The organism is Streptomyces sp. NPDC029151 (genome assembly GCF_055564315.1).
Genome location: NZ_JBVHWQ010000001.1, coordinates 1302554 through 1316791 on the forward strand (window position 1 = coordinate 1302554; position 14238 = coordinate 1316791).

General features: G+C 75.5%; 14 protein-coding genes. All 14 read right to left on the reverse strand.

Features of this window, described 5'->3' with window-relative positions:
- From ACZ4VF_RS05260 to metF, 14 genes are read right to left on the reverse strand one after another with little or no spacing between them, the layout of a single operon-like run.
- Positions 1-792, reverse strand: coding sequence for an alpha/beta fold hydrolase (locus tag ACZ4VF_RS05260; protein WP_467923271.1), 792 nt, complete (start codon positions 790-792; stop codon positions 1-3).
- Positions 789-1448, reverse strand: a complete 660-nt coding sequence (locus tag ACZ4VF_RS05265; RefSeq protein ID WP_467923272.1) for a LysR substrate-binding domain-containing protein — start codon at positions 1446-1448, stop codon at positions 789-791. The genes ACZ4VF_RS05260 and ACZ4VF_RS05265 overlap by 4 nt, the downstream gene beginning before the upstream one ends.
- A complete protein-coding gene (locus tag ACZ4VF_RS05270) occupies positions 1449-2201 on the reverse strand; it encodes a DUF6182 family protein (RefSeq protein WP_467923273.1) in 753 nt (250 codons plus the stop codon).
- The gene (locus tag ACZ4VF_RS05275) at positions 2198-3592 is read right to left on the reverse strand and encodes a hypothetical protein (protein ID WP_467923274.1); all 1395 of its coding nucleotides are present in this window, start codon (positions 3590-3592) and stop codon (positions 2198-2200) included. Before ACZ4VF_RS05275 ends, ACZ4VF_RS05270 begins: the two co-directional genes overlap by 4 nt.
- On the reverse strand, positions 3589-5004 hold the full coding sequence (locus tag ACZ4VF_RS05280; protein WP_467923275.1) for an FAD-dependent oxidoreductase: 1416 nt from the start codon (positions 5002-5004) through the stop codon (positions 3589-3591). The genes ACZ4VF_RS05275 and ACZ4VF_RS05280 overlap by 4 nt, the downstream gene beginning before the upstream one ends.
- Positions 5001-5867 carry a class I SAM-dependent methyltransferase gene (locus ACZ4VF_RS05285; RefSeq protein WP_467923276.1) on the reverse strand — a complete coding sequence of 289 codons (867 nt, stop codon included), beginning with the start codon at positions 5865-5867 and terminating at the stop codon, positions 5001-5003. Before ACZ4VF_RS05285 ends, ACZ4VF_RS05280 begins: the two co-directional genes overlap by 4 nt.
- Positions 5864-7564, reverse strand: coding sequence for a GH3 family acyl-acid amido synthetase (locus tag ACZ4VF_RS05290; RefSeq protein ID WP_467923277.1), 1701 nt, complete (start codon positions 7562-7564; stop codon positions 5864-5866). The genes ACZ4VF_RS05285 and ACZ4VF_RS05290 overlap by 4 nt, the downstream gene beginning before the upstream one ends.
- Complete coding sequence (locus tag ACZ4VF_RS05295; RefSeq protein ID WP_467923278.1) at positions 7561-8190, reverse strand: hypothetical protein; 630 nt, start codon at positions 8188-8190, stop codon at positions 7561-7563. The genes ACZ4VF_RS05290 and ACZ4VF_RS05295 overlap by 4 nt, the downstream gene beginning before the upstream one ends.
- Positions 8187-8705 carry a shikimate kinase gene (locus tag ACZ4VF_RS05300; RefSeq protein ID WP_467923279.1) on the reverse strand — a complete coding sequence of 173 codons (519 nt, stop codon included), beginning with the start codon at positions 8703-8705 and terminating at the stop codon, positions 8187-8189. The genes ACZ4VF_RS05295 and ACZ4VF_RS05300 overlap by 4 nt, the downstream gene beginning before the upstream one ends.
- Positions 8702-9886, reverse strand: a complete 1185-nt coding sequence (aroC, locus tag ACZ4VF_RS05305; protein ID WP_467923280.1) for a chorismate synthase — start codon at positions 9884-9886, stop codon at positions 8702-8704. Before aroC ends, ACZ4VF_RS05300 begins: the two co-directional genes overlap by 4 nt.
- Positions 9883-10785 (reverse strand): prephenate dehydrogenase/arogenate dehydrogenase family protein, encoded by a 903-nt coding sequence (locus tag ACZ4VF_RS05310; protein WP_467923281.1) that lies wholly within the window; start codon positions 10783-10785, stop codon positions 9883-9885. The genes aroC and ACZ4VF_RS05310 overlap by 4 nt, the downstream gene beginning before the upstream one ends.
- The gene (locus ACZ4VF_RS05315; RefSeq protein ID WP_467923282.1) at positions 10782-12188 is read right to left on the reverse strand and encodes a class II 3-deoxy-7-phosphoheptulonate synthase; all 1407 of its coding nucleotides are present in this window, start codon (positions 12186-12188) and stop codon (positions 10782-10784) included. The genes ACZ4VF_RS05310 and ACZ4VF_RS05315 overlap by 4 nt, the downstream gene beginning before the upstream one ends.
- A 30-nt stretch (positions 12189-12218) precedes the next feature.
- Positions 12219-13313: a carbohydrate kinase family protein gene (locus ACZ4VF_RS05320; protein ID WP_467923283.1), complete on the reverse strand. Its 1095-nt coding sequence runs from the start codon at positions 13311-13313 to the stop codon at positions 12219-12221.
- On the reverse strand, positions 13300-14238 hold the full coding sequence (metF, locus tag ACZ4VF_RS05325; RefSeq protein ID WP_467923780.1) for a methylenetetrahydrofolate reductase [NAD(P)H]: 939 nt from the start codon (positions 14236-14238) through the stop codon (positions 13300-13302). Before metF ends, ACZ4VF_RS05320 begins: the two co-directional genes overlap by 14 nt.

Genomic DNA, 14238 nt, shown 5'->3' on the forward strand with positions numbered 1-14238 from the left:
TCACGGTTCCCTTCGCGCGGTCCGCGCCACGGCGGTGGCGTCGCGGTGCAGTGCGGTGAGCAGGCGGGTGACCTCGCCGGGCGCCTCCAGGGGCGGCAGGTGGCCGACGCCCGGCAGGACGACCAGCCGTCCCCGGGGCAGCGCGTCCGCGGTGGCCCGCGCCTCGGCGGCCGAGACCAGCTCGTCCTCCTCCCCGGCGACGACGAGCGCCGGGACACCGGTCGCGCGCAGGACGTCCAGGCCGTCCGGCCGGGCGGCGACGGCCTCCTGCGCCCAGGCGACGGACTCGGGGTCGGCGGCCCGCACGGCCGCCAGCAGGTCGCGCAGCAGCTCCGGCCGCCGGGTGCGGCTGCCGGCGCCGAGCAGCGCCGGCGTGGTGGCGTCGACGAGCCGGTCGCGGGCGGCGGGGTCGCGCATGGCCCGGGCGAAGCCCGCACGCCGGGCCGCGGCCTCGGCGGTGTCGGCGGCGGCCCGGGTGGACAGCAGGGCCAGACCCTCGACGCGTCCGGGGTGGCGGCGCAGGAAGGCCAGCGCCGTGTAGCCGCCCAGGGAACAGCCGGCCAGGACGATCCGGTCGATGCCCTGCCGGTCCAGCGCCGTCGCGAGGTCGTCCGCGACGAGGTCGAGCGAGGGCGGTGCGGTGCCGAGCGGTGCCCGGCCGAACCCGCGTTGGTCGACGGCCAGCACCCGGTGGCCCAGCGCCGTCAGCTCGCGTGTCTGCGCCCGCCACATGGCGGAGTCCAGCGGCAGCGCGTGCAGCAGGACGAACGGGGGCCGGTCGGCGGCGGTCACCGGTCCGCGCCCCGTTCCGCGGTGGCGAGCGCGCTCCGTTCCGCGGCGGCGACGAACGCGTCCCGCTCGGGGGACGGCGGGGCGTCCCGCAGCCAGGCGAGGGAGACCGGGGCGGCCGGGAGGTCCGGCACGGGGATCACCCGGACGCCGGGCGGCAGGCTCCCCGCGAGCGACAGGAACGACAGGTGGACGGCGTCCGAACCGGTCAGCGTCGCCACCAGGTCGGCCGGGGTGCCCATGAGCCGCACCCGGTGGATGGGCCGGCCCCGCGGGGTGCGGAGCGGCACGATCTCGTCCCAGACGTACGGCGGGAAGTCGCCCGGGCAGTGGAAGGCGTCGTAGGGGGCGACGTCCTCGACGGAGAGGGTGTCGCGGGCGGCCAGGGGGTGGCCGGCCCGCACGAGGGCGGCCCGGGGGTCGAAGGCGACGGGCGCGCTGGTGACGATGTCCGGCTCGCGCAGCGCATACTTGACAAGCATCAGGTCCAGTTCGCCGGCCCGCAGCAGCCGGAACGGTTCGCGCACGTCGTACCCCACGTGCGCCACGCGCGCGGTGTCGTACCCGGCGGCGGCGACGAGCCGCGCGGGCTGGGGGGAGGACCCGTGGACTCCGAGGCGCAGCGGGCGGGGGACGGCGGGGGACGGGGGCTGAGGCACCTAGTTCTCCTGGGTCAGTGCGGCGTAGGCCCGCAGGCGGTCCGGGTGGTGCTGGTCGGTGTCGACGCGCAGGGCGGCGTAGGGGGCGGGCAGGGCGGTCAGACGCGGGACGGAGCGCAGGGTCAGCCGGTCTCCGGGGCCGATGGTGCCGTCGATGACGGACTCGGCGAGGAGATGGCCGAGGTGCACCAGCGCGTCGGCCACGGTGAGCTGGGCGGTGGACAGGTACAGGTCCCGGTGGACGGGCCGCCGGCCGGCGGACGCGCCGGCCCGGGCCCCGCCACCGGGGACCTCGACGGTGGCGGGGCGCCAGGCCGTGAGCGGGCGCCGGCCGCTGTACGTCCTGAGCAGCCGGCGCAGCCCGGTCGTGGCCGCGTCCGGCGCGGGCGCGGCCCAGGCGGCCGTCGCGTCCGGGGCGACGTGCGTGAAGGCGAAGCGCTCGCGCAGGTTGTCGGGGCGGCCCGCCAGGTAGAGGGTGCGGGTGAAGGACCGGCGCCAGGCGTCGGTCTGCTCCGGGGTGAGGGACAGCACGAACGCGCACGTCTCCCGCGTCCAGGACGGCAGGTCGGCCTCCTGGACGACGGCGACGGCCGACACCCGGCCGGCGGGTGCGGCGCCCGCGGCGGAGCGGATCTCGTCCTTCACCGCGAGGAGGGAGCGCGGGCCGGACGGGCCCGCGGCCGCGAGGTCCGGACGGGCGGCCCTGAGGCGCTCGGCGGCGACGGTGAGCAGCAGTTCCGGGGAGAGGGTCATAGGTACACCGTGGAGAGCAGGTCGTGGCCGAGGGACCGGCGGGAGCGGGCCAGCAGCGACGAGGTGAGCCGGTAGGGGTCGACGTGGGTGTGGGCGCCGCGGTGCCGGCGCAGTTCCTCGTGCAGCCGCGGGGCGCCGAGCCGGTGGCCGTCGGCCCGGCGCAGCAGCCGTTCGGCGCGGTCGAGGCTCTTGCGCAGCAGGTCGGCGCGGAACGACTGGGCCTGTCCGGGGCCGAGGCCGGCGATGAAGTACAGCCGCATGGCGAGCTGGCGTACGTCGGGGTCGCCGTCGGTGCCGACGGTCCTGAGCAGGGCACCGGCCGTGTGGTCGTGCCAGCCCCCGTGCCGGGCCGACCGGATCCGGCCGTCGACGGGGACGCGGCCGACGGGGACGCGGTGCACCCGCGGTCCCAGTGCGCCGAGCACCCGCTGCAGGAGCAGGTAGTCGGCGGCCAGCTCGGGGTCGTGGAGGAGCACGACCTCGTCGTACGCGGGTGCCAGCGGGAGCAGTTCGCGCAGGGCGCAGGCGAGGTAGTTGGGCTGCCCGTCGGCGGTCGTGATCTGCCGCAGGGGCAGCCCGTACCGGGTGGCGTCGAGGTAGACCGGTCCGCCGCCGGCCCGCTGGTCGAGCCCCATCCCCAGGGTGACGAGCCGCTCGATCATCTCCTCCGTGCCGAGTCCCGGCGGCTGGTGGCGCGTCAGCCCCGGGTCGTGGAGGCCGAGGGCGTCGTAGTGCGCGGTCCACAGCCGCAGCACGCGCTCGCTCGCCGGGTGCACCCAGCCGTTGCGCTCCACTTCATGGGCGTAGGGGCGCAGCGCCTCGGCCGGCGGGGGCGTGTCCTTGCGGAACCGGACGTACAGGTCGCCGATCTCCTCCTCCGACAGCGAGGCGTACGGCAGGTCGCCCTGGGTGCGGTCGAGGAACTCCCAGAAACCCAGGGTCTGTTCGGTGAGGTGGTAGGTGGTCGGGCTGTAGCGGTAGGTGACGTCCGCGAGCGGGACGGTGGCCCGGAACATGACGTCGGTCCACAGCAGGCCCTTGAGGTGGCTGGGGGTCAGGGGTTTGGCCGGGGTGACGGTGACGGGCGCGAGCAGGACGGTGGGGCGGCTGGCCGGGGAGACGGCCAGGTGGTCGGCTCGGCGGTCGGCCGGGGCGTCGGCCAAACGGTCGGCCGGGGAGACGGGCAGGTGGTCGGCAGCGGCCAGGCGGTCGGCCGGGGAGACGGGCAGGTGGTCGGCAGCGGCCAGGCGGTCGGCCGGGGGGACGGCCCGGCGGTCGGCCGGGACGTCGGCCAAGCGGTCGGCCGGGGGGACGGGCAGGTGGTCGGCAGCGGCCCGGCGGTCGGCCCGGCGGTCGGCCGGGGCGTCGGCCAGGCGGTCGAGGGGGGTCATGCGGGCTCCTCGCAGGAGACGGCCCGGACCAGTTCCGCGCGCGTCGGCGGCAGCGGGCCGCGCGCCACGGGCGCCGGGGCCGAGCCCACCCGCTTGCGGAACACCTCGTCGTCGAAGACGTCCTCCGCGGTGTCCAGGCTCATCAGGACCCGGGTCAGGCCGCGCCACACCACGGTGTCGGCGGCGGCCGCGGCCGCGACGGCGGCGAGGGGCGGGCGGCCGTCGGGGGACGGCGTGGCGGGCGGGGGGCCGCCGGTGACCTGCGCACGCCACAGCGCGGTGCGTGCCGTGTCCTCGCGGACGGCGTGTTCGTACCACGGCCGGTAGACGCGGTCGGCGAGCGCCGCCGCCCGTTCCGCGTTCCGCGCGGCCGGGCCCGTCTCGCCGTCGAGGAGGTCCGCGAGCAGGAACGCGTGATGCAGCGCCAGGGACATGCCCCGCCCGAACAGCGGGTTGGTGACGCACAGGGAGTCCCCGACCGGGTACAGGCCGGCGACCGGACCGGCGTGCGCGTCGGCCTGGCGGCGCAGGATGTCGGGGGGCAGGGTGATGGGGCGCACGGGGCCGGCCGGCTCCCCCACGGCGGGGTCGGCCCAGGCGGCGACGTGCGGCGAGAGGCGGGCCACCCGGGTGAACCCGGACGGGTGGCGCAGGCCGGTCGTGGCGGGGTCCCGCGTGGGCACGCCGAGCGTGATCGCGTAGGTGCCGTTGTCGGCGGGGTGCGCCACGGCCGCGTAGTGGCCCCAGATCCCGCCGGCCGCGTTGCCGCGGTTGAGCGGACCGGGCAGGGGGCCGGGGGACGTCTGCCGGTAGAAGCGGGTGAAGCCGCGGACCCGGGTGGGCGCGGTCAGCTCGGCCGGCACGGGCAGGCCCGCGGCCGCCAGCCAGGTCCGCCAGGCCCCTCGGCGTCCGGTGGCGTCCACCACGGCGTACGCCGGGAGCCGCGCACCGTCGCCGGTGACGACCCCGGTCACCCGGCGGCCCGCCGTGGACAGGCCCCGCACGGTGACGCGGTGGCCGAACGTGACGCCGGGCAGGGACCGTACCACCTGCCGCAGGACGAGTTCGAGGACCGGGCGGCGCACGGCGAGGGCCACCAGCTCGTCGTCGTCCAGCCGGTCGGGCGCCGCGTCGGTGAGGTCGAGCAGGCGGGCGCCGGCGCCGAGGGCTGCGTCGAGCACGTCGGGGGCGTGGTCGCGCAGCACCCGCACCCCGAGGGAGGTGAGGACGTGGGAGTGGCCGTGCTGCGCCACGGTGGGCCGGTGCCACCGGTCGGCCGCCCGCCGCGCGGGGCCCTCGGGGGGCGGCGGCGCCTGTTCCAGCACCGTGACCGGGAAGCCGCGCCGGCCCAGCGCGAGGGCGCAGGCGAGACCGGCCACGCTGCCGCCGGCCACCACGACCGGCCGGGTCATCGGCGTCGGCCGTGGACGAAGAAGACCCGCCGGACGTCCTTCACCGAGCGGTCGGGGACCGGGTCGGGCCAGCGTCCGAAGTCCGCGCCCGGCTCGCCGGGCTGGACCGCGGTCACGTCGAAGCCGTACTGCCCGAACAGCGCCTCGGGTTCGTCGCTGCCGAACAGCCAGGGGCAGCCCCAGCCCTCGAACACGTCCAGCAGGGGGCGCATGTGCGGCAGGGTGAGGGCCGCCGCGTTGACGAGGTCGGCGGCGACGAGGCTGCCGGGGGCGCAGAAGGCGGCGACCCGTTCCAGCATGCGGCGGGCGTCGTGCTCGGGGATGTAGTACAGCAGCCCTTCGAGCATCCACACGGAGGGCGCGTCCGGGTCGTACCCGGCGGCGCGGAGCCGGTCCTCCCAGTCGTCGGCGGTGAGGTCGACGGCGACGGTGACGTGGTCGACGCGGGGGGTGGCGCCGCGCAGCCGCTCCTCCTTGAACGCGAGCACGGCCGGGCGGTCGACCTCGAAGTACCGCAGGCCCGCCGGCCAGTCGAGCCGGTAGGCGCGCGAGTCCATGCCGGCGGGGGCCATGACGAGCTGGGCCCTGCCGGCCTCGCCGACGGCACGCTGGAGGAAGTCGTCGAAGAACCGGGTCCGGATGGCGTTGTAGTCCGGGGTGCTCGGGACGGAGCGCGGCCGGTCGGGCGGGAAGGTCGCGGCACGGATCTCGGCCAGGAGCCGGGGCCCGGCGTCGCCGACCAGCGTGGCCGCGTACGGGTCCGTGTAGAGCCGGTCCTCGCGGAGGCTCTCCGCGGCGCGCAGGGCGGCGGTGAGGAGGGCGGTCTTCTCGACGGGGTCGGCGGGGTCCAGGACGTGCGTCACGTGCCTTCTCCTCGTAGTGCGTCGGACGCGGCGACCAGTCGTCGCCACTGGGGTTCTTCCTGCCGGAACAGCCGGTCCTTCACCTGGGCGGGCCGGTTGCCGTCGGCCACGCGCGCGTGCCAGTCCCGCTGGAAGCTGTCGGGGTGCAGCGGCAGCAGTTCCGCCCCGCCGAGGCGGCCGTCGCGCCGGGCCCGTGCGTAGCCCGCGGACCGGCCGCCGAGCGCCGTGTCGAGCAGGGCGGTGAACCGCGCGGAGGCCTCCGCCGGCCAGGGGGTCTCCGGGGCGACGGCGAACCGGTACCGGGGCGGCCCGCCGGCGGGTTCCTCGACGCGGCAGGCGACGTTGCGCGCGGTGACGCCGGCGCCGGCCAGGGCCTCCTGCAGCGCCCGGACCACCTGTGCCTCGCGCAGCCGTTCACCGGCCGCGTCCGAGCGGGTCGACCGGCCGGCGTACATCAGGCGCGGAACGCCCCGGACCCGGTCCACCACCCGGACGACGTCGCCGACGGCGTACCGGTACAGGCCTCCGACATGGCTGAAGACGACGTGGTAGTCGCGGTCCGGTTCGAGGTCCTGCGGGAGGAGGGTCGCGGTGTCGGGGCGGAGGTCGTCGTCGGCGTCGGCGAACTCGTACACGCAGGCGGAGGGGATGAGGGTGCCCGCGGTGGGATGCGTGTCGAGGGGCACCGCCACCGGCCCCTCCGACGCGGCCACCGGTGCGGGCAGGGCGGCGACCGAGGACCCGAACCGCTCGCGCAGGGCGGGCAGGTACAGGGAGGCCACGCCCGTCGTCCACCCGAACAGGGCGCGGATCCGGGGCCAGACGTCGCCGGGCCGCACCTGCCCGGAGGAGTCGGCGAGCGCCTCCAGCCGGGCGGCCAGCCCGGGATCGCCGGGCCCGTACGGCACGGCCCCCAGGGTGCCGTCGCGCACCTCCTTCACGATGCGCTGCCACCACAGGCCCAGCAGGTACGGCACGGCCGCGAGCACCGCCGGGTTGATGCCGATGAGGCCGCGGACGTCGCTGTGCACCGCCAGTCGCAGCCGCAGGTACATCCGTTCGAGGTGGTCGTCGGGTGCCACGGGCACGCGCAGCGCGGACCAGGGCGCCGCGGTACCCATCTCCGCCGCGAGCGGCTCACCGAACGCCGTGCCGAAGTCGACCTGGCTGGCACCGACGTGGGGATGTCCGTCGGCGGTGACCGGAGGGGCGGCCGGCGGGTCGTGCTTGAGGTTGAGCATCGCGTCGGGCCGGTCCATGAGGTCCGGGAAGCTTTCGATCAGCGGTGCCCAGGCGGCGTAGTAGAAGGGGAAGAACACCGTCTTCATGAAGCGCCGGGTGACCGGGATCTTCTTGTGGGCCCCGGTGCTTCCGCTGCTGGTGAAGTAGACCACCGGGGCGTCGGCGGTGAGGACGCCGGGCTCCCCCGCGGCCATGCGCTCGATCCAGGGGGCGTGGGCCGCGTAGTCCTGGATCGGTACGGCCGACTGGAAGTCCCTCAGGGTGCGGATCGCGGCGAAGTCGTGCCGCCGGCCGAACTCGGTCGCGCGGTTGAAGTCCAGGAGGTCGGTCAGCACGCTCTGCTGCCGGCCCGGCAGGTCGGCCAGTTCGGCCGTGAGGCGCGCCTGTTCGGCGAGGACGCGCCGGCGGTAGCGCTCGGCGTGGCCGGGGGCGCCCCAGCCCGGGTCCGCGCTCATGCGGCGAGCGCCTTGCGTACGGCCGCCACGGTGGTGTCGGGCCCGGTGCTCTCCTCGATCACCGTCACCGGCAGCCGCCCGGTCTCCTCCAGCATCAGCTTCCTCAGGTTCTTCTGGTAGCTCTCGAAGCCGAACCACTCGGGCCGGGGACCGAAGTGCTCCAGGGGGTTGAGGCGGGTGCCCCGGCCCGAGCGGCGCCAGGCGGTCTCGGGCGACACGTCGAGGTAGACCACCGCGCGCGGCTGCGGGAAGGAGCGCCACCAGCCGTACAGCGGGTGGGTCGTGAGGCCGGCGAGCCTGCACTTCGCGAGGATCTTGTAGTAGTAGGAGTCCATCAGGACCGGTGTCCGCGGGTCCTGCCGTTCCAGCTGGTCCCGCAGGTGGACGACCGCGGTGCCGAGCAGCTGGGCGAGGAAGTCGACGGAGTAGGCCCGGCCGAGTTCCGGCAGGACGTCCTCGACGACGCTCCGGCGCAACCGGGTGATCAGCCCGTGCTCGCCGGCCACCAGCTCGTCGTCGGTCGACAGGGTCCGCCAGCCGGGCAGCGCCGTGGACAGCTCGGCCATCACGGAGGACTTCCCTGCGCCGTCGGGACCCAGCAGGACGTAGAACTCACGATCCGTCACGTCTGTTTCTCCTCCAGTGCGTCCAGGGCTGCCTGGGTGACCTCTTCGGGGGTACGGCCGTCGGTGGCCACCACCGCGGTGGCGACCTCCTCGTACAGGTGCCGGCGCGCCTCCATCAGCTCCCGCCAGCGCTTGCGCGGGTTGGCCGCCAGCAGCGGGCGGGCCACGTTCAGGCCGGTCCGCTTCACGGCCTCCTCGACGTCCATCGACAGGTAGACCACCCGGTGCCCGGCGAGCAGGGCGCGCGTGTCCGGGTCGAGGACCGCCCCGCCGCCGAGCGCGACGACACCGTCGTTCCCGGTGAGCGCGGCGCGTACGGCGGCCTTCTCGACGGCGCGGAAGGCCTCCTCGCCCTCGTCGACGAAGATCTCGGCGATGGTGCGGCCCTGGGCGGCGACGATCTCCTCGTCGGTGTCCCGGTAGCCCACGCCCAGACGCCCGGCGAGCAGTCGCCCGACGGTGGACTTGCCCGCCCCCATCGGGCCGACGAGGACGACCGCGGGTCCGCCGCTCACCTGATCCCCAGGCCGTCGAGGTACGACCGCACGTTGCGGCGGGTCTCGGGGACGGAGTCGCCGCCGAACTTCTCCGCGACGGCGTCCGCGAGGACGAGCGCCACCATGGCCTCGGCGACGATGCCGGCGGCCGGCACCGCGCACACGTCCGAGCGCTGGTGGTGGGCCTGGGCGGGCTCGCCGGTGACCACGTCCACCGTGGCCAGCGCGCGCGGCACGGTCGCGATCGGCTTCATCGCCGCGCGCACCCGCAGCGGCTCACCCGTGCTGAGACCGCCCTCGGTACCACCGGACCGCCGCGAGGCACGCCGGATGCCCTCGGAGGTGTTGACGATCTCGTCGTGGGCCCGGGAGCCGGGCACACGGGCCAGCTCGAAGCCGTCGCCGATCTCGACGCCCTTGATGGCCTGGATGCCCATCAGGGCGGCGGCCAGGCGCGCGTCCAGCCTGCGGTCCCAGTGCACGTGCGAGCCGAGCCCCACCGGGACGCCGTAGGCCAGGACCTCGACCACACCGCCGAGGGTGTCGCCGTCCTGGTGGGCCTGATCGATCTCCGCGACCATCGCCTTCGAGGCGTCCGCGTCGAGGCAGCGCACCGGATCCGCGTCCAGCCTGGCCGCGTCACCCGGAACCGGACAGACCCCGTAAGGGGCCCGGGCACCGGCCAGCTCCACCACGTGGGAGACGATCTCCACACCGGCCGTCTCCCGCAGGTACGACCTGGCCACCGCGCCCAGCGCCACCCGCGCCGCGGTCTCCCGGGCCGAGGCGCGTTCCAGGATGGGGCGGGCCTCGTCGAAGCCGTACTTCTGCATCCCCGCCAGGTCCGCGTGGCCGGGGCGCGGACGGGTCAGCGGCGCGTTGCGGGCGAGGCCGGCCAGTACCTCGGGATCGACCGGGTCGGCGGCCATGACCTGCTCCCACTTCGGCCACTCGGTGTTGCCCACCATGACCGCCACCGGAGAACCCAGGGTCAGGCCGTGCCGCACCCCGCCCAGGAACGTGACCTCGTCGCGCTCGAACCTCATCCGCGCACCGCGGCCGTGACCGAGCCGCCGCCGCGCCAGGTGATCCGCCACCATCTCCGTGGTGACCGGCACGCCGGCGGGAAGACCCTCCAGCGTCGCGACCAGTGCGGGACCGTGCGACTCCCCCGCGGTCAGCCAGCGCAATGCGGTCAACGGACACCCCCCGTCCGGCCGTCGTGGTGCGCCGCGACCGCGGCGTACCCGTCCCTGCCCTGCTCCAGAAGGTGCGCCAGCTGCTTCCCGCTCTGTTCCCGGTGGGCGTCGTCCGGTGAGTCCACGCCCTCCAGCGCGGCGAGCAGGACGTCGAGGTCGGCGCTCACCTCGCGCAGGACGGCGGCCACCGCGGAGGCGTTGCCGCGCAGCAGGTCGCTCCACGGCTCCGGGTCCAGGTCTGCGGGGCGCAGCACCGCGCACAGGTCCGGCTCCGTCAGCCGCAGAAGGCGTGGCCGCGGAGGGTGGAAGCGGGCGGCCAGGAGGGCGGTGAGCAGGCGCGGGACGTGCGCGGTCCGGGCCATCGCCGCGTCGTGGGACGCGTGGTCCATGACGACGGGGACGGCACCGCACAGCGCGGTCAGCCCCAGCACACGGTTGAGGGTCTCCCGCGAGGTGGCCGGGGTCGGCGCGAGCACCCAGGGGCGGCCCTCGAAGAGGCCGGCCGACGCGTCGGGCCCGGTGAGGTCCGTCAGCGGATGCCCGGCGAGGTAGTCGGAGCCGTCCGGGCCGCTCACGTCGGCCGGGCCGGCCGCGCGGCCGTCCGTGGCGTCCCGCTCCACGGCCGCGTCCACGCCGGTCGTGTCGGTGTAGGCCTCGGCGACGCCGAGTCGCCGGCAGTCCGCGAGGACGGCGCCGACGCGGCTCGGCGCGACGGCGAGCACCGCCAGGTCCGCCGGCCGGTCCGGAGCACCGGTCCCGGCGACCGCCCCGGCCTGGGCGCCGGCCCCGGCCAGGTTCTCGGGCACCAGGCGCACCCGCACGCCGTGGCGGGCCAGCGCCAGGGTCAGCGAGGACGCGATCGTGCCGCCGCCCACCACGGCGACCGTACGCGGAATCATCGGTTCCTTCCTTCCGTTCCTCCGGGCGCGGACGCGCGCCACCGCCGGCCGGCGTCCCGCCGGTACATCTCCGCCACGAGGAAGGCGAGGTCCAGCGACTGACTGTGGTTCAGTCGGGGGTCGCAGGCGGTCTCGTAGCGCTGGTGCAGGTCGTCGACGAAGATCTCGTCGCCGCCGCCCACGCACTCGGTGACGTCGTCGCCGGTCAGCTCCACGTGGATGCCGCCCGGGTGGGTGCCGAGCGCCTTGTGCACCTCGAAGAAGCCCTTGACCTCGTCGAGGACGTCGTCGAAGCGGCGCGTCTTGTGCCCGGAGGCCGCCTCGAAGGTGTTGCCGTGCATCGGGTCGGTCACCCAGGCCACCGTGGCACCGGACGCCGTGACCTTCTCCACCAGCTCGGGCAGCTTGTCGCGGATCTTCCCGGCACCCATGCGGACGATGAAGGTCAGCCGGCCCGGCTCCCGCTCGGGGTCGAGACGGTCGATGTAACGCAGCGCCTCCTCGGCCGTCGTGGTCGGGCCGAGCTTGATGCCGATCGGGTTGCGGATCCGCGAGGCGAACTCGATGTGCGCACCGTCCATCTGCCGGGTGCGCTCGCCGATCCACACCATGTGCGCGGAGACGTCGTACAGCCTGCCGGTGCGCGAGTCGACCCGGGTCAGGGCGGACTCGTAGTCCAGCAGCAGCGCCTCGTGCGAGGAGAAGAACTCGACGGTCCTGAACTCCTCCGGGTCGGTGCCGCAGGCCCGCATGAAGTTCAGCGCGTTGTCGATCTCCCGCGCGAGCTGCTCGTAGCGCTGGCCCGAGCGCGAGGTGCGCACGAAGTCCTGGTTCCAGGCGTGCACCTGGCGCAGGTCGGCGTACCCGCCGGTGGTGAAGGCGCGCACCAGGTTCAGCGTCGACGCCGAGGCGTGGTACATGCGCTTGAGCCGCTCGGGATCCGGGATGCGGGACGCGGGCGCGAAGTCCAGGCCGTTGACGGAGTCGCCCCGGTACACCGGGAGCGTCACGCCGTCGCGGGTCTCGGTCGGCTTGGAGCGGGGCTTGGAGTACTGCCCCGCGATCCGGCCGACCTTCACCACCGGCACGGAGGCCGCGTAGGTCAGGACGGCGCCCATCTGGAGCAGCGTCTTGAGCTTGTTGCGGATGTGGTCGGCGGACACCGCGTCGAAGGCCTCGGCGCAGTCGCCGCCCTGGAGGAGGAACGCCTCTCCCCTGGCGACGGCCGCCATCCGGGCGCGCAGCTGGTCGCACTCGCCCGCGAAGACGAGCGGCGGGAAGGTCTCGAGGTCCGCGATCACCGCGCGCAGCGCCTCGGGGTCGGGGTACTCGGGCTGCTGCGCCGCGGGCAGGTCACGCCAGCTGAGTCGGTCCGGCACCGGGTCGTGCGGATGGGCATGCATGGCAGCGTCTCCTGGGACGGGAGGTGGGGGTCACCGTCGGCCTGCGGGTGACGGAGCGGCTCCCCGGAATCCGATCGTGGGAACCGCACGGCGCGGCGGGGTCCGCGGCGCCGTCATGGTCGATGCCGTCAGGAAGTCGTAGCGCTCCAGCAGTTCCGCGCCGTGGCGGCAGCGGGGGTCCGTGCCGCGCAGGCCCGACCACCAGCGGGTGATCTCGTGCCAGCCCGGCGCCGAGTGCGCTCCGCCGAACTCGGCGACGGAGAGCGCGGCGCAGAGGTTGGCGAAGGCGAGGCGGTCCGCGAGCGGCCAGTCGGCCAGTGTCGCGAACACGAACCCGGACAGGAACACATCGCCCGCGCCGGTGGGATCCAGGGCGTCGACGGACACCGCGGGCACGGCCGCCTCGTCCCCGGTGCGGCCGTCGCAGGCGACGGCGCCCTGCTCGCCCGCGGTCACCACGGCCACCGGTACCACCTCGGCCAGCGCGCGGGCCGCGGCGCGGACGTCGTCGGTGCGGGTGTAGCGGAGGGCCTCGGCCGCGTTCGGTACGAAGGCATGGCAGTGGTCGAGCCCGTCCAGGTCGGACAGGGTCCAGCGGCCGGTGGCGTCCCAGCCGGCGTCGGCGAACACCAGGCTGCCCTGCGCGGCGGCCCGCCGCACCCAGCCGGCCTCCTGGTCCGGAGCGAGTCCGGTGACGCAGGCGCGGCTGCCCGGCGGCACCGGCGGCGGCAGGTGCTCGCCGGCCGGTACCTCGTGGCCGTGGGTGACCATGGTCCGGTCGCCCTCGTAGGCGAAGGAGACGGTCACCGGGGAGTGCCAGCCCGCCGGTCTGCGGGCCAGCGACAGGTCGACGCCCTCGGCGGCGAGGTCGGCCCAGCAGTGGTCGCCGTACTCGTCGTCGCCGAACGCCGCGCAGAGCATGGTGCGCAGGCCCAGCCGGGCGAGTGCCGTCGCCGTGTTGGCCACCCCGCCCGGGCTGCACCCCATGCCGCGGGCCCAGGACTCGGCGCCCTTCACCGGGGCTCCGTCGAGCCCGGTGAAGACGATGTCCTGGAACACGGTGCCCACGACGTACACGTCACAGTCGGCGTCGGCCGCCGGGGCGGTGGCTTCAGCGCGTACCACGGTCGGTTCCTCCTGCGGCCGCCGCGAGGGCACGGCGGGGCTCGGGCAGTCCCAGACCGCGGTAGATGTCGAGGGCCGCCGTCGAACGGTTGAGGGTGATGAAGTGCAGGCCGGGCGCCCCCTGGTCGAGCAGGTGCCGGGCCATCGCGGTGGCGTGGTCGACGCCGATCCGGTGGGCCTCGGCGTCGTCCCGCGCGTTCTCCAGCCGGTGGGCCAGTTCGGCGGGCACGGTCGCGCCGCTCAGCTCGGCGAAGCGGGCGATCTGCCGGAACCGGGTGGCGGGCATGATCTCGGGGATCACCGGGAGGGTGCACCCCGCCGCGTCGAGCCGGTCCCGGAGCCGCAGGTAGTCCTCGGCCCGGAAGAACATCTGGGTGATCGCGAAGTCGGCGCCGGCCCGCGCCTTCGCGACGAAGTGCCGGATGTCCTGCTCCCAGTCCGGCGAGCGGGGGTGGCGCTCGGGGAACGCGGCGACACCGATCCCGAAGTCACCGGCCTGGCGGACCAGCCGCACCAGTTCGGCGGCGTACCGCACCCCTTGGGGGTGCGGTGTCCACGGCCCCTGCGGATCGTTCGGCGGATCGCCGCGCAGGACCAGCAGGTCACGCACCCCGGCCTGCGCGTAACTCCCGATGATCCGCCGCAGTTCGGCCACGGAGTGCCCGACGGCGGTGAGATGGGCGACCACCGGGAGGGTGGTGTCCTGCGCGATGCGCTCGGCGAGGGACGTCGTACGGTCCCGGGAGGAGCCGCCCGCCCCGTAGGTGACCGAGACGAACGCCGGCCGCAGCACCTCGATGTCGCGCAGGGTGCGCCACAGGTCCCGTTCGCCCCGCGGGGTCTTCGGCGGGAAGACCTCGAAGGAGTACAGGGGGCGGCCCTCGGCCAGCCTGCGGCGCACACCCTCCGGCGGCGCGCCCGGCAC

Bases quoted from the DNA above. Each gene is read 5' to 3' on its own strand.
- ACZ4VF_RS05270 (WP_467923273.1), bottom strand. From the start codon at position 2,201: ATGACCCTCTCCCCGGAACTGCTGCTCACCGTCGCCGCCGAGCGCCTC.
- ACZ4VF_RS05275 (WP_467923274.1), bottom strand. From the start codon at position 3,592: ATGACCCCCCTCGACCGCCTGGCCGACGCCCCGGCCGACCGCCGGGCC.
- ACZ4VF_RS05280 (WP_467923275.1), bottom strand. From the start codon at position 5,004: ATGACCCGGCCGGTCGTGGTGGCCGGCGGCAGCGTGGCCGGTCTCGCC.
- ACZ4VF_RS05290 (WP_467923277.1), bottom strand. From the start codon at position 7,564: ATGAGCGCGGACCCGGGCTGGGGCGCCCCCGGCCACGCCGAGCGCTAC.
- ACZ4VF_RS05310 (WP_467923281.1), bottom strand. From the start codon at position 10,785: ATGATTCCGCGTACGGTCGCCGTGGTGGGCGGCGGCACGATCGCGTCC.
- ACZ4VF_RS05315 (WP_467923282.1), bottom strand. From the start codon at position 12,188: ATGCATGCCCATCCGCACGACCCGGTGCCGGACCGACTCAGCTGGCGT.